The sequence below is a fragment of the Aquabacter sp. L1I39 genome (assembly GCF_017742835.1).
Lineage (GTDB): Bacteria > Pseudomonadota > Alphaproteobacteria > Rhizobiales > Xanthobacteraceae > L1I39.
In genome coordinates, this window is the sequence record NZ_CP072392.1 from 4,065,477 (window position 1) to 4,078,809 (window position 13,333).

Annotated in this window: 15 protein-coding genes; 10 read left to right on the top strand and 5 right to left on the bottom strand. The window is 68.6% G+C overall.

Annotated elements, in window-relative coordinates; translation table 11 throughout:
• Positions 1 to 35 precede the first annotated feature (35 nt).
• The 3 genes from glcF to J5J86_RS18410 all read right to left on the bottom strand — a co-directional run bounded on the left by glcF (position 36) and on the right by J5J86_RS18410 (position 4,173).
• Positions 36 to 1,352: a glycolate oxidase subunit GlcF gene (glcF, locus tag J5J86_RS18400; RefSeq protein WP_209100590.1), complete on the bottom strand. Its 1,317-nt coding sequence runs from the start codon at positions 1,350 to 1,352 to the stop codon at positions 36 to 38.
• 78 nt (positions 1,353 to 1,430) lie between these two features.
• Entirely contained in the window at positions 1,431 to 2,651 is a 1,221-nt protein-coding gene (glcE, locus tag J5J86_RS18405; protein ID WP_209100592.1) for a glycolate oxidase subunit GlcE, read from the bottom strand.
• 28 nt (positions 2,652 to 2,679) lie between these two features.
• Positions 2,680 to 4,173 carry an FAD-linked oxidase C-terminal domain-containing protein gene (locus J5J86_RS18410; RefSeq protein WP_209100594.1) on the bottom strand — a complete coding sequence of 498 codons (1,494 nt, stop codon included), beginning with the start codon at positions 4,171 to 4,173 and terminating at the stop codon, positions 2,680 to 2,682.
• 109 nt (positions 4,174 to 4,282) lie between these two features.
• Between J5J86_RS18410 and J5J86_RS18415 the strand changes: the two genes are divergently transcribed.
• The 3 genes from J5J86_RS18415 to J5J86_RS18425 all read left to right on the top strand — a co-directional run bounded on the left by J5J86_RS18415 (position 4,283) and on the right by J5J86_RS18425 (position 6,435).
• Positions 4,283 to 5,281, top strand: a complete 999-nt coding sequence (locus tag J5J86_RS18415; protein WP_209100596.1) for a LysR family transcriptional regulator — start codon at positions 4,283 to 4,285, stop codon at positions 5,279 to 5,281.
• Positions 5,282 to 5,426: 145 nt separating this feature from the next.
• Positions 5,427 to 6,131, top strand: a complete 705-nt coding sequence (locus J5J86_RS18420) for an AzlC family ABC transporter permease (RefSeq protein ID WP_209100598.1) — start codon at positions 5,427 to 5,429, stop codon at positions 6,129 to 6,131.
• Positions 6,124 to 6,435: an AzlD family protein gene (locus tag J5J86_RS18425; protein ID WP_209100600.1), complete on the top strand. Its 312-nt coding sequence runs from the start codon at positions 6,124 to 6,126 to the stop codon at positions 6,433 to 6,435. The genes J5J86_RS18420 and J5J86_RS18425 overlap by 8 nt, the downstream gene beginning before the upstream one ends.
• 17 nt (positions 6,436 to 6,452) lie before the next feature.
• Here J5J86_RS18425 and J5J86_RS18430 read toward each other — a convergent pair whose 3' ends face one another.
• Together J5J86_RS18430 and J5J86_RS18435 are read right to left on the bottom strand one after the other, a co-directional pair.
• Positions 6,453 to 6,938 carry a Crp/Fnr family transcriptional regulator gene (locus tag J5J86_RS18430; protein ID WP_209100602.1) on the bottom strand — a complete coding sequence of 162 codons (486 nt, stop codon included), beginning with the start codon at positions 6,936 to 6,938 and terminating at the stop codon, positions 6,453 to 6,455.
• A 27-nt stretch (positions 6,939 to 6,965) separates the two neighbouring features.
• Positions 6,966 to 7,652, bottom strand: a complete 687-nt coding sequence (locus J5J86_RS18435) for a response regulator transcription factor (protein ID WP_209100604.1) — start codon at positions 7,650 to 7,652, stop codon at positions 6,966 to 6,968.
• Positions 7,653 to 7,766: 114 nt separating this feature from the next.
• On the opposite strand from J5J86_RS18435, the gene J5J86_RS18440 reads away from it, so the two are divergent.
• From J5J86_RS18440 to J5J86_RS18470, 7 genes are all read left to right on the top strand, one after another.
• Positions 7,767 to 8,303: a L,D-transpeptidase family protein gene (locus tag J5J86_RS18440; RefSeq protein ID WP_209100606.1), complete on the top strand. Its 537-nt coding sequence runs from the start codon at positions 7,767 to 7,769 to the stop codon at positions 8,301 to 8,303.
• Positions 8,304 to 8,432: 129 nt separating this feature from the next.
• Positions 8,433 to 8,612 (top strand): hypothetical protein, encoded by a 180-nt coding sequence (locus tag J5J86_RS18445; protein WP_209100614.1) that lies wholly within the window; start codon positions 8,433 to 8,435, stop codon positions 8,610 to 8,612.
• A complete protein-coding gene (locus J5J86_RS18450) occupies positions 8,609 to 9,217 on the top strand; it encodes a hypothetical protein (protein ID WP_209100616.1) in 609 nt (202 codons plus the stop codon). Before J5J86_RS18445 ends, J5J86_RS18450 begins: the two co-directional genes overlap by 4 nt.
• A gap of 157 nt (positions 9,218 to 9,374) precedes the next feature.
• Entirely contained in the window at positions 9,375 to 10,184 is an 810-nt protein-coding gene (locus tag J5J86_RS18455; protein WP_209100618.1) for a (Fe-S)-binding protein, read from the top strand.
• Positions 10,185 to 10,194: 10 nt separating this feature from the next.
• Positions 10,195 to 11,628 (top strand): lactate utilization protein B, encoded by a 1,434-nt coding sequence (locus J5J86_RS18460; RefSeq protein ID WP_209100620.1) that lies wholly within the window; start codon positions 10,195 to 10,197, stop codon positions 11,626 to 11,628.
• Positions 11,625 to 12,302, top strand: coding sequence for a LutC/YkgG family protein (locus J5J86_RS18465; RefSeq protein ID WP_209100631.1), 678 nt, complete (start codon positions 11,625 to 11,627; stop codon positions 12,300 to 12,302). The genes J5J86_RS18460 and J5J86_RS18465 overlap by 4 nt, the downstream gene beginning before the upstream one ends.
• Positions 12,303 to 12,456: 154 nt before the next feature.
• Positions 12,457 to 13,167 carry a thioesterase domain-containing protein gene (locus tag J5J86_RS18470; protein ID WP_209100633.1) on the top strand — a complete coding sequence of 237 codons (711 nt, stop codon included), beginning with the start codon at positions 12,457 to 12,459 and terminating at the stop codon, positions 13,165 to 13,167.
• The last annotated feature ends 166 nt before the right edge of the window (positions 13,168 to 13,333 follow it).

Below are 13,333 nucleotides of genomic sequence, written 5' to 3' on the forward strand. Positions count from 1 at the left end.
GGTGAAATCCGGGTCAGGGAATGGGGCGGGGCGCGTCAGGCGGCGGCCCGCACATGGGCGAGGGCGGCGGGGCGGGGGCCGCCATGGGCCCAGTCCAGCAATTCCACCGTATGAACAACCGGCACCTGCGTCCCCGATCCGATCTGCGTCATGCAGCCGATATTGCCGGCGGCGATGAGGTCGGGCGCGAGGCGCTCCAGATGGCCCACCTTGCGGTCCCTCAGCCGGGCGGCGAGGTCCGATTGCAGCATGTTGTAGGTGCCCGCCGAGCCGCAGCACAGATGGCTCTCGAACGGTTCCACGACCGTAAATCCAGCCGCCTTCAGGAGCGCCACCGGCGGCCCCTTGATCTTCTGCCCGTGCTGGAGCGAGCAGGCGGCGTGATAGGCCACCTTCAGGCCCATGGGCGCGGGCGCGGCGGGCAGGCCGAGGCCCGCCACATATTCAGTGATGTCCATGGCGATGGCCGAGACCCGCGCCGCCTTCTCCGCATAAGCCGGATCGAGGCGGAACACATGGCCATAATCCTTGATGGAGGTGCCGCAGCCGGACACGGTCACCACGATGGCATCAAGGCCGGGGCCGTCCATCTCCGCGATCCAGGCGTCGATATTGGCCTTGGCGAGGGCACTGGCCTGCTCTTCGCGGCCCAGATGGTGCACCAGCGAGCCGCAGCAGCCCTCGCCCTTCACGCGCACCACTTCCACGCCGTTGCGGGTCAGGAGGCGGATGGCGGCCTCGTCGATCTCCGGGCGCAGCGCGGGCTGCGCGCAGCCGGCCAGCAGCGCCACGCGCCCCGTCCGTTCGCCCTGTGGGGGATGGCTGCCCGGCTCCTCGGAGGCGCTGCGGCCATGGGGCGGCTGGGCGAGGCGCAGCATGGCGGCGACGGGCTTCAAGGGCGGGATGGCGGCGAACAGCGGCGCCAGGGGCTTGGCCACCACGCCGGCCAGCAGCGCCAGGCGGAAGCGTTGGCGATAGGGCAGGATGGCCGCCAGCACGGCCCGGTTCAGCCGGTCGAAGAAGGGGCGGCGATAGGTCTGCTCGATATGGTCCCGGGCATGGTCCACCAGGTGCATGTAGTGCACGCCCGAGGGGCAGGTGGTCATGCAGGACAGGCACGAGAGGCAGCGGTCCACATGCTTGACCACCTCTGGCGTGGCGGGCCGCTCATTCTCCAGCATGTCCTTGATGAGATAGATGCGCCCGCGCGGCGAATCCAACTCGTCCCCCAGAAGGGCGAAGGTGGGGCAAGTGGCGGTGCAGAAGCCGCAATGGACGCAGGTGCGCAGGATCTTGTCCGCTTCCGCGATGCGGGGATCGGCCAATTGGGCCAGGGAGAATTCGGTCTTCATGCGCGGATCGCTCCTGCGGCGAAGGGGCAGGGGAGAGGGCAGGCGAGAGGGCGGGGAAAAGGAGAGGCCATGGCGCGCTCACATCCCCGCATACATGCGACCGGGATTGAGGATGCCGGCGGGATCGAAGCTCTCCTTCACCCGGCGGCTCAAGGCGGCGTGGGCGCCCTCCAGCGGCTGGAACACCGCGCCCGCCCGCTCGGCCTCGCTGGCGCGGATGAGGGTAGCATGGCCGCCATGGGGGGCGAGCGCGGCGCGCACCGCCTCCGCCTGCGCTTCTTCGCCCGGCATGAGCACCCAGACGAGGCCACCGCCCCAGTCGCAGAAGGCCTCCGCGTTGAGGGTACGCGTCAGCTCAGCGGCGAGGATTGGGCCGTTGGTCGGGGCGGTTGAGAGGCGCCAGACGGCGCGCTCGCCGGTGCCCGCGAAGGGCGTCACGTCACGCACGCCCGCCCAGAAGCGGGCGGACATCTCGTCCTCCAGCACCTCCACTCCGCCAAAGGGCGCCAGCACAGAGATCAGCATGCCGCGCCGCGCCCGCACGGAGGGCGGGAATCCCTCCAGCCGGAAGGCCGCCACCGGCTGGTCGAACCCGTTGATGGACAGGCGCTTCATGATCGGCGCGGGCAGCGCGGCGGCACCCGACACCTCGCAGGAGGAGCCCATGGCCGCGCTCAGTGAACCGCTCATGAGGCGGGCCGTCGTCCCGTCCTCGGGCAGGATCAGGAGCAGGGTCTCTTCCATGGCGGGCCGTGGCAGAACCTTCAGCGTCACCTCGGTGAGCACCGCCAGCGTGCCGAAGGAGCCGCACAGGAAGCGGGGCAGGTCATAGCCGGTGACGTTCTTCACCACCCGCCCGCCGCTCTTGAACATCTCGCCCCGCCCCGACACCGCCCGGGCGCCGAGCGCATGGTCGCGCACCGCGCCGTGGCTCAGACGCCGGGGGCCGGCGAGGTTGCAGGCGAACACGCCGCCGATGCTGCCCTTTTCGGGCGCCTCGCCCAGGAGGGGACCGAGGTCCGGCGGCTCGAAGGCAAGCATCTGGTTGTTCTGGGCGAGGAGCGCCTCGATCTCCGCCAGCGCGGTTCCGGCAGCGGCGGACAGGACCAGTTCCTCGGGCTCGTAAAGGGTCACGCCCGCGAGGGCCGACACGTCGAGCCGCCGCGCGGCACTGCCGGGGCGCCCGAGGCCGCGCTTGGAGCCGTGGCCCACCACATCGAGCGCGGTCTTGTGCGCGACCGCCTCGGCCACCGCCGCCGCCAGCGCGGCCTCGTCCACAATGCTCACCACTTCGGTCATGAAGGCACCTGGAAAAAGGGCGCGCCGGTCAGAAGCGCGGAATGTCCGGAAACGGCACCTGGCCCCGGCTCACATGCATGCGGCCCAGCTCGGCGCAGCGGTGGAGGGTGGGGAAGACCTTGCCGGGATTGAGCAAATTCTGGTCGTCGAAGGCGCATTTGAGCCGCAATTGCTGCGCCAGGTCCACCTCGTCGAACATCACCGGCATGAGGTCGCGCTTTTCCACGCCCACGCCGTGCTCGCCGGTGAGCACCCCGCCCACTTCCACGCACAGGCGCAGGATGTCGGAGCCGAAGGCTTCGGCCTTGTCCATCTCGCCGGGGGTGTTGGCGTCGTAAAGGATGAGCGGGTGCAGATTGCCGTCGCCCGCGTGAAAGACATTGGCGACGCGCAGGCCGTAGCTCGCCGACATCTCGCGCATGCGGGTGAGCACCAGCGGCAATTGCTTGCGCGGGATGGTGCCGTCCATGCAGAGGTAATCGGGCGAGAGCCGCCCCACCGCCGGGAACGCGGCCTTGCGACCCGCCCAGAAGCCGAGCCGCTCCTCCTCGGTCTTGGAGACGCGCAAAGTGGCGGCGCGGCAGGCGGAGGCGATGGCGGTGACCTCCTCCAGAAGGTGCGCGCACTCGGCCTCCGGGCCGTCCAGTTCGATGATGAGAAGGGCTTCCACATCAAGAGGATAACCCACCTTCACAAAGGCCTCGGCGGCGGCGATGGCGTCCCTGTCCATCATCTCGATGCCGGCGGGAATGATGCCGGCGGCGATGATGCGGGCGACGCAATCCCCCGCATCCTCGGAGGTGGGAAAGCCCACCAGCACGGCGCGGGCCACGTCCGGCTTCTTCAGAAGCCGCACGGTGACCTCGGTCACCACCCCCAGCAGCCCCTCGGAGCCGATGACGAGGCTCAGAAGGTCAAGCCCGCCCGCATCCAGGTGCTTGCCGCCGAGGCGCACCACCTCGCCGGTCATCAGAACCAGCTCGACGCCCAGCACATTGTTGGTGGTGAGGCCATATTTCAGGCAATGCACGCCGCCGGAATTCTCGCCCACATTGCCCCCGATGGTGCAGGCGATCTGCGAGGAGGGGTCGGGGGCATAATAGAAGCCCTCATGCTCCACCGCCTTGGTGATGCCGAGGTTCGTCACCCCCGGCTGCACCACGGCGCAGCGGTTCGGCAGGTCGATCTCCAGCACCTTGTTGAACTTGCCCATGGCGAGCAGCACCGCGTCGCCCAGCGGCAGCGCGCCGCCGGACAGCGAGGTGCCGCCGCCGCGCGGCACCACGCGGATGCCGTTCTCGTGGCAGTATTTCAGCACCTGCCGCACCTGCTCGGTGGTCTCGGGCAGCACCACCACCAGGGGCAATTGCTTGTAGGCGGTGACGCCGTCGGACTCATAGGGGCGCATCTCCCGCTCATGGGAGATCACCCCTTCGCCGGGCACGATGGCCTGCAGATCGGCGATGATGCGGGCGCGGTTGGCGAGCGTTTTTTCGTCCGCTTCCGGAAGCCTGAGGCTCATGGCGCGTCCTTGACCGTTTCCTCTTCGGCGCTGACTATAATCGTTCCAGTGCGGAAAAATCCCATTGATTATTTCCGTTTCTGACAAAATCCTGCGGGTCATGGAAAGAATGCGCGCCGACCCACCCCGCACGCCTGCCCGCCGCTCGGTGGCGGAAGGCCGCCCGCTTTTGGGCAATCTGGGGGACCTGGAAATCTTCGCCCGCATCGTCACCGCCGGCAGCCTGTCGGCGGCGGGGCGGGAACTGGGCCTGTCGCCGCCGGTGGTGTCGAAGCGCATCCAGCGGCTGGAGGAGCGGCTCGGCACCCGCCTGTTCCAGCGCACCACCCGCAAGGTCACGCTCACCGAGGCGGGGCAGGGCTTCTATGACAAGGTGGTGGCGATCCTGGCCTCCATCGAGGAGGCGGAAGGCCAGCTTTCGCGCCGGCTCACCGAGGCGCGGGGCCTGCTGCGGGTGTCCGCCCCCACCTCCTTCGGCCGGCTGCACATCGCCCCCCATATCGGCCCGCTGCTCACCGCCAATCCGGAATTGTCCATCGACCTCGAACTCTCCGACGCCTTCGTGGACATCGTGGGCGACGGCTTCGACCTCGCCATCCGCATCGCCGACCTCAATGATTCCAGCCTCGTCGCCCGCCGCCTCGCGCCGGTCCACCGGGTGCTGTGCGCCGCGCCCTCCTATCTGGCGCGGGCGGGGGAGCCGGCGCGCTTCGCCGACCTTGCCGGCCATGTGCTGCTGGCCACCCACAGCCAGGACCCCTGGCGGCTGGAGGGGCCGGAGGGGGCCGTGACACAAAGGGTCGCCAGCGCGCTGCGCACCAATTCCAACGAGGTGGTGCGCGAGGCGGTGCTGGCGGGGGTGGGCATCGCGCTGCGCTCCACCTGGGATGTGGGGCCGGAATTGCGCAGCGGCGCGCTGAAGGTGGTGCTGCCGGATTTTCACGCCTCCAGCCGGGTCGGCGTGTTCGCGGTCTATCCCAGCCGCCGCTTCCTGCCAGCCAAGGTGCGGGTTTTCATCGATCACCTCGCCGCGCTCTACGGCTCCGTGCCGCCCTGGGATGCGGGCCTCCAGGACATGCTGCGCCCCCTGCGAACGCCGGCGGCCTGATCTGCGGTCAGGCTTGCGCCCGCCGTGCCCCAAGGTTTGGGCGCGGGCGCATACCTGTCCGTAACGTCATGCGCAAATCGGGTTGGTGGGTGGGGGCGCCTGTTGCATAAGCGGCGGACGTCCCGTCCTGCCGGCCCCGTCCCCCATGCCCAAGAGCCGAACCGTCACCATCACCCGCGCCGGGTTCCTCCACGGGATGCGGGAGACGCTGCCCCTGTTGCCGGGCCTCACCGTGTTCGGCATGGCGTTCGGCGCCGCCGCCGCACAGAAGGGTTTCTCGCTGTTCGAGGCCGCGCTCTCCTCCGCGCTGGTCTTTGCGGGCCTTGCCCAGATGGTGGCGCTGGAGGGCTGGACGCGGACCTGGACGCCGGCCGGCCTCCTGGCGCTGGGGCTGCTCACCTTCACCATCAATATGCGCCACCTGCTGATGGCGGCGGCCATGCGCCCCTGGCTCGGGGCGCTGCCGCCCTGGCAGTCCTATCCCTCGCTCCTGCTGCTGGCGGACAACAATTGGGCCTCCTCCATGCGCTACTACGCGCAGGGCGGCAATGATGCGGGCTATTTCATCGGCTCCGGCGTCATCACCTGGGCGCTGTGGCTGGTCTCCACCGCCGCCGGGCAGATCATTGGCGGCGGCCTGCCCGATCCCAAGGCCGTGGCCATCGATTTGGTGGTGCCCGCCTTCTTCGTCGCCATGCTGGTGCCCAACTGGCGCGGCCGGCGGGAAGTGGTGGGCTGGGGCGTGGCGGCGGCGGTGTCGGTGGGCGTGTCCTTTGTGCTGCCGGGCTGGTGGTTCATCATCATCGGCGCGCTCTCCGGCGCCATTGCCGGGGGCTTTGCCGATGACTAGCGGCTTCGAGGCCGGCCCCATCACCGCCATCGTGGTGATGGCGCTGGCCACTGTCTTCAACCGCACCATGGGCTTCCTGGTGATGCGGCTGGTGCCGCTCACCCCGCGGGTGCGCAAGATCCTGGATTGCCTGCCAGGCGCGGTGCTGGTGGCCATCGTCGCGCCCACCGCCGTGCATGGGGACCTCGCCATGGCGGCGGGTCTGGTCGCGGCCCTGGTCGCCACCAAGATCGCGAAGAACGATTTCATCGCGGTGGTGATGGCGGTGCTGGTGGCGGCGGGGCTGCGCTGGCTGGGCTACTGAGGCGGAAGCCGAGAGGGTCAGCGCCGGTGGAGGGGCGGGCGCACCGGAGCTTCCAGGCGCGCACGGCGCAGGGCGTCGAGATCCGCGATGGTGGCTTCCAGGCGGGTGGCGATGCGCTCGCGCAAATGGGCGGCGGCCTCGGGAAACCCTTCCAGCATGCGCAGGAACGTTCCGCGCGGAATGCGCATGAGGACGCTCGGCTCCAAGGCTCGGGCATTCACCGGGCGCGGCACCTCGATGAGCAGGGCAGTCTCGCCCACCAGCGCGCCCGGCAGCACCTCCGACAGGCGCCGCCGCCGGCCGGGGCCGTCCGTGCTCAGTTCCAGCCGGCCCGACAGCAGCACATAGCCGCAATCGGCGGGATCGCCGACCTTGAACAGCGTGTCGCCGCGCGCCAGACGCTGCTGGTCGGCGCTGATGGCGAGGATGCGCACCGCCTCGGGTGTGAGCACCTCAAAGGCCGGGACGCCCTGGAGCAGTGCGACGTCCGTTTCGAGGGTCAAGGCGGCGGGCTCCCTTTATTCTTGTGGTTAAGGCACCAGCTTGTAACCGCCGGCTTGGGTGGCAAGGAGGGTTGGAGCGGAGGGGTCGGGCTCGATCTTCTGGCGCAGGCGGTAGATGTGGGTTTCCAGCGTGTGGGTGGTGACGCCGGAATTGTAGCCCCACACTTCCTGCAAAAGGGTTTCCCGCGGCACCGGCGTCTTTCCCGCCCGGTAGAGGTAGCGCAAGATGGCGGTCTCCTTCTCCGTCAGGCGGATCTTGGAGCCGCGATCGGTCACCAGCAGCTTGGCGCCGGGGCGGAAGCTATAGGGTCCGATGGCGAAAACCGCATCCTCGCTCGCCTCGTGGCTGCGCATCTGCGCCTTCAGGCGCGCCAGCAGCACGGCGAAGCGGAAGGGCTTGGCCACATAGTCATTGGCCCCGGCTTCCAGGCCGAGGATGGTGTCGCTGTCGGTGTCGTGCCCGGTGAGCATCAGGATGGGGGCCTTGAAGCCGTTGGCGCGGATCTGGCGCACGGCATCGCGGCCATCCATGTCCGGCAGGCCCACATCCATGATGACGAGATCCACGGCGCCGTTGCGGGCGCTTTCCACCGCCTCGGCGGCGGTGCCCACGGGCATGGGCTCGAACTCATCCTGGAGGGCGAGTTGCTCCACCAGAGCCTCGCGCAGCTCCGGATCGTCCTCGACCACGAGGATTTTCCACGCATTGCCCATCGAATCCTCCGTTACCCTTGCGGGAACGCGAATCGCCCACCTACAGCAACTGGCGACAATTGTGCAATTTTTCTCAAGGCTTTTCACATGCTTACGGTATCGAGGTAATGCGTGATGCCGCATTCTTCTGTGGGGATCTCGCGAATCGACGTCCGGCGCCTTCCGGGCGCCCCCCATCGGGGTCTTTTGCGCATCGCCGGGCGGGCCTTTCCGGTGGCACTCGGGCGCGGCGGCATCTTTCCGGACAAGCGCGAGGGGGACGGCCGCACGCCCGCCGGCATGTGGCGGGTGGAGCGCCTGCTCTACCGTCCCGACCGGGGCCCGCGCCCGGCGACAGCTCTGCCGGCCCGCCCCATCCAGGCGGGGGATGGCTGGTGCGACGATCCCGCCGACCGGCGCTATAACCGCCCCGTCCACCTGCCCATCGCCGCCTCCCACGAGGTGATGCGGCGCGACGACGCCCTCTATGATCTCGTCCTGGTGCTCGACCACAACCAGCGCCCGCGCGTGAAGGGGCGGGGCTCCGCCGTCTTCATCCACGCCGCCCGCCCCGGCCTCACCCCCACCGAAGGCTGCGTCGCGCTCCCCCGCCCAGAACTGCGCCGCCTCGCGGCCCGCCTGAAGCGCGGGGCGCGGGTGGTGGTGCGGTGAGAAGGCTCGCACAAGGGCCGACTGGCACATTGACAGGCGTGCTTAGGGGTTCTTTGCTTGATGGGGCCTGAAACGGTCGCCGCTTTGCGGCGTTTCAGGCTTTGGGGGGCTCCCCGCGGGGGACACGACATGTCGGACACGCAGCGACTGGATGCGATCGCCAAGCTGATCGAGAAGCACACGCGCAAGGCGACAAAGAGCAAGGCCATCGCCCGCAAGACCCTCATCAAGGAGGGGATTTACACCAAGGACGGTCAAATCTCCGAAGAGTTCGGCGGTCCGGTTAAGAAAAACAAAGACGCGGCGTGAGCCGTCAGGCCACCGCCTTTGTTCTTGGGTATCACGGCTGCGACCAGTCCGTGGCGGAACGGGCCATTGGGGGCGACACCGACCTGCTTCAGAGCAATCGGGACTTCGACTGGCTGGGGCCGGGCGCATATTTCTGGGAATCCGACCCCCAGCGCGCCCTCGAATGGGCGCAGTGGAAGGCCTCGCGGGGCGACTATGGCACGCCCGCCGTGGTGGGGGCCGTCATCGATCTGAGAAACTGCCTGGATCTGTCCTCCCGGGAGGATCTTGCCTTGCTGCGGGCGGCCTATGACAGCTTCGTGCGCATCCGCAAGGCCTCCGGCCTTCCCATGCTGGAGAACAGGAGTGTTCCCGGGGACCCCAACGCCGATCGGGTTCTGCGCTTTCTGGACTGCGCGGTTCTGCGTCATTTGCACAGCATCCTTGAGGACGCGCCGGAGCAAAGCCCAGAGCCGTTCGACACAGTGCGCGGCATGTTCACGGAAGGAGGCGAGGTCTATCCCGGCAGCGGGTTTCGCGAGAAAAGCCACGTCCAGATCGCGGTTCGCAACCCGCAGTGCATCAAGGGGATTTTCAGACCGCGCCCCTATCCCGCAGGGCCCTGAGGTGCAGTCGGCCGGCCGCGTCAGCCCTGCGCGTTTCCCTGGAACGGATCCAATGTTATAGAGGGCGCCCATGGCCGGACGGTGCCGCCGGATCTGATCCGGCCTCGGCCGGTGCCGGTCCATCGGGGACGGGATCGAGCTTCTGAAAGCGCGCCTCATGCCTTTGTCCACCGCCACGCCCGACGCCGCCCCACCCGCCAGCGGGCGTCCTGCCCGGGTCGGCCTGTTCGTCACCTGCCTCGTCGACACGCTGCGCCCCTCGGTGGGATTTGCCGCCGCCCATCTGGTGGAGCGCGCGGGCTGCGAGGTGGATGTGCCCGCCCAGACCTGCTGCGGCCAGCCGGCCTTCAATTCCGGCGACCGGGTGACCGCCCGGGCGCTCGCCGAGGCGCTGATCCGCGCCTTCGAGACCTTCGATTATGTGGTGGTGCCCTCCGGCTCCTGCGCCGGCATGATCCGCACCCATTATCCCGAATTGTTCGCCGGCGAGCCGGACTGGATGCCCCGCGTGGAGCGCTTCTGCGCCCGCGTCCATGAGCTGACCTCCTTCCTGGTGGATGTGTGCGGCGTCACCGGGGTGGAGGCCGCCTATGCGGGGACGGCCACCTATCACGACAGCTGCTCGGGCCTGCGGGAATTGGGCGTCCACGACCAGCCGCGCCGCTTGCTGGGCACGGTGGCGGGCCTGGACCTGAAGGAAATGGCCGATGCCGACACCTGCTGCGGCTTCGGCGGCACCTTCTGCGTGAAATATCCCGATGTCTCCGACGCCATCGTGGAGAAGAAGGTGGCGAACATCGTGGCGAGCGGGGCTGACACGCTGCTGGCCGGCGACCTCGGCTGCCTCATGAACATGGCCGGCAAGCTCCAGCGGCTCGGCTATGAGGTAAAGGTGCGCCATGTGGCCGAGGTGCTGGCGGGCCAGGGTGCGGATGCCGCCATCGGCGCGCCGGCGCGGCAGGGGTGAGGGGGCGGACATGAGCGTTCACATCACCACCCCCGCCTTCAAGGCCAATGTGCGCGAGGCGCTGGACGACGCGCCCCTCCAGAAGGCATTGGCCAAGGTCGGCCCTGGTTTCATCGGCCGCCGCGCGGTGGCCGCCGCCGCCTTGCCGGAATTCGAGGCCCTGCGCGACAGCGCGCGGGACATCAAGAACCACACGCTGGCCCATCTCGACCTCTATCTGGAGCGCTTCGAGGCCAAGGTGCGCGCGGCCGGCGGCCATGTGCATTATGCGGTGGATGCGGCGCAGGCGCGGGACATCGTCACCGCCATCTGCAAGAGGCTGGATGCGAAGACGGTCACCAAGGGCAAGTCCATGATCTCGGAAGAGATCGCCCTCAACGACCATCTGGCCGCCAACGGCATCGAGCCGGTGGAGACGGATCTCGGCGAATATCTGATCCAGATCCGCGGCGAGGCGCCCTCCCACATCATCGCCCCCGCCATCCACCTCAACAAGGAGCAGGTGGAAGAGGATTTCCGCCGCGTCCACGCCCATCTGCCGCCCGAGCGCGACCTGTCCGAGCCCACCACCTTGCTGGCCGAGGCGCGGGGCGAACTGCGCCAGCGCTTTTTGATGGCGGATGTGGGCATTACCGGCGCCAATTTCCTGGTGGCCGAGACCGGCACCTCCATCATCGTCACCAATGAGGGCAATGGCGACCTCACCCAGACCTTGCCCAAGGCGCATATCGTGCTGGCCTCGCTGGAAAAGCTGGTGCCGACGCTGGAGGATGTGAGCCAGATCCTGCGCGTGCTCGCCCGTTCGGCGACGGGGCAGGACATGTCGGTCTACACCACCTTCTCCACCGGCCCGCGCCGGCCGGAGGATCCCGACGGGCCGGGCGAATATCACGTGGTCATTCTCGACAATGGCCGCTCGGGCATGCTGGCCGGGCAGTTGAAGGAGATGCTGCGCTGCATCCGCTGCGGCGCCTGCATGAACCATTGCCCGGTCTATCACGCCATTGGCGGGCATGCGTATGGCTGGGTCTATCCCGGCCCCATGGGGGCGGTGCTCACCCCCTCGCTCATCGGCATCGAGAAGGGTGCCAACCTGCCCAATGCCTCCACCTTTTGCGGCCGGTGCGAGGAGGTGTGCCCGGTGCGCATTCCCTTGCCCAAGCTCATGCGCCACTGGCGCGAGAAGGAATTCGAGCGGCACTTGACCCCCGCGCCCCAGCGCACGGGCCTGGCGGTCTGGTCCTTCTTTGCCCGGCGCGGCTGGCTCTACCGGCCGGCGACCCGTCTTGCCATGGGGCTGCTCGCCCGCCTCGGCCGGGACAAGGGGCGCTTTTCCAGCCTGCCGTTGGCGGGCGGGTGGACGCAGGTCCGCGACTTTCCCGCCCCCCAGGGCGGCACCTTCCAGGCCCAATGGGCCGCCCGCCAAAAGGGACCGGCCCGATGAGCTCCCGCGACACCGTGCTCGCCTCCATCCGCCGCTCGCTGGGCGTCACCGGCACCGAGGCGCCCCGCCGGCAGGCGGTGGATGATCGCATTGCCGGCCATCCGGCGGGCGTGATCCCCGCGCGCGGCCAGCTTCCTCCGGCCGAACGCCTCGCTCTGTTCAAGTCCATGGTGCTGGCCGCCGCCGCCACGCTGGATCACCTGCCGAGCGAAGCGGCGGTGCCCGCCGCCATCGCGGATTATCTGCGCGCCCGCAACCTGCCGCCCACCATTCTGCGCGGGGCCGATGCGCGCCTCGCGAACCTGCCGTGGGACACCGCGCCCTCCCTCGACGTGTGGATCGGCCCCTCCGATGGCCGGCAATTGGCGGGCCTCTCCCATGCCTTTGCGGGCGTTGCGGAATCCGGCACGGTGGTGATGCTCTCTGGCCCCGACAATCCCAGCACCGTGAACCTCCTGCCGGATCATCATCTGGTGGTAGTGCGGGCGGAGGATGTGGCGGGGGATTATGAGGCGGTGTGGTCGCGCCTCAGGGCCAAGTTCGGCGCCGGCATCATGCCGCGCACGGTGAACTGGATCACCGGCCCCTCCCGCTCCGCCGACATCGAGCAGACCCTTCTGCTGGGTGCTCACGGCCCGCGCTCTTTGCATATCCTGCTGGTGGGGGAGCCCTGACCGAGCGGACGGTCCGTGCGGCAGTGCGGCAACACGGTCACGCTTGAGGCACAAAATGTTGCTGGCAACAGATTTCGGCGCCGCCGCATGCCGGGCGAGGTTGCCGCATGGCGCCCTTGTGGTGCAGTAACGGGGTCCTGTCAGCGGGGATCCAATGACGTCCGCAGTTCGCGTGCTGCTCGCCCTCGTCGCGAGCCTGGCTGTCCTGATTGTCTCGGCGAGCGCGCCGGCCCGCGCGCAGGCGCGCACCATGGGGCAGGTCTACCTGATGCGCGGCATCGCCAACATGTTCTCCTATGGCCTGGACGATCTTGCCACCAAGCTGCGGACGCAGGGCATCGAGGCCAATGTCTACCAGTTCGACGAGTGGCAGGATTTGGCGCAGAAGGCGGTGAGCTGGTCGCTCTCGCACAATCGCGAGCCCATCGTCATCATCGGCCACTCGCTGGGCGCCGATGCGGCCGTGCATATGGCCCAGCGCATGACGAGCCTTGGCCTGTCCCCCACTTTGGTCATCACCTTTGACCCCGTGGGCCTGAACATGGTGCAGGAGACGGGCGGGCGCTTCATCAATTACTACCAGTCCAATAATGGCTTCGGGCAGGAACTGGTGGACGGGCCGGGCTTCACCGGCTCCATCGACAACCGGGACATGAAGAACATGCCCGGCATCAACCATTTCAACCTGGAAAAGTCGCCGGTGCTGCACGAGCAGGTGGTGCAGCTTCTCAAATCGGTGATGACCCGCAAGGCAAGGGCGCCCGTCCCCGCCTCCGGGCCGGAAGCCGCGCGGCCCGCCGGCGGGCCGAAGCCGCCGGCCAATGCGCCCGCCCGCGCGCCCCAGGCCGGGGCCGGCGCCGGGTGACTTTTGCACCGGTCCGGGCCTTATGCCGGCTCGGTTTTCTTGCATTTCAGGCGATGATTGTTGGCCGCCTACCGGAATACGGCTGACGGGCGAGCGTTTTCCGCTAGACTCATCCTTGGGTTAACCATGCGGCGCGGGGGGCGATCGCAAGAAGCGACGGGATGAA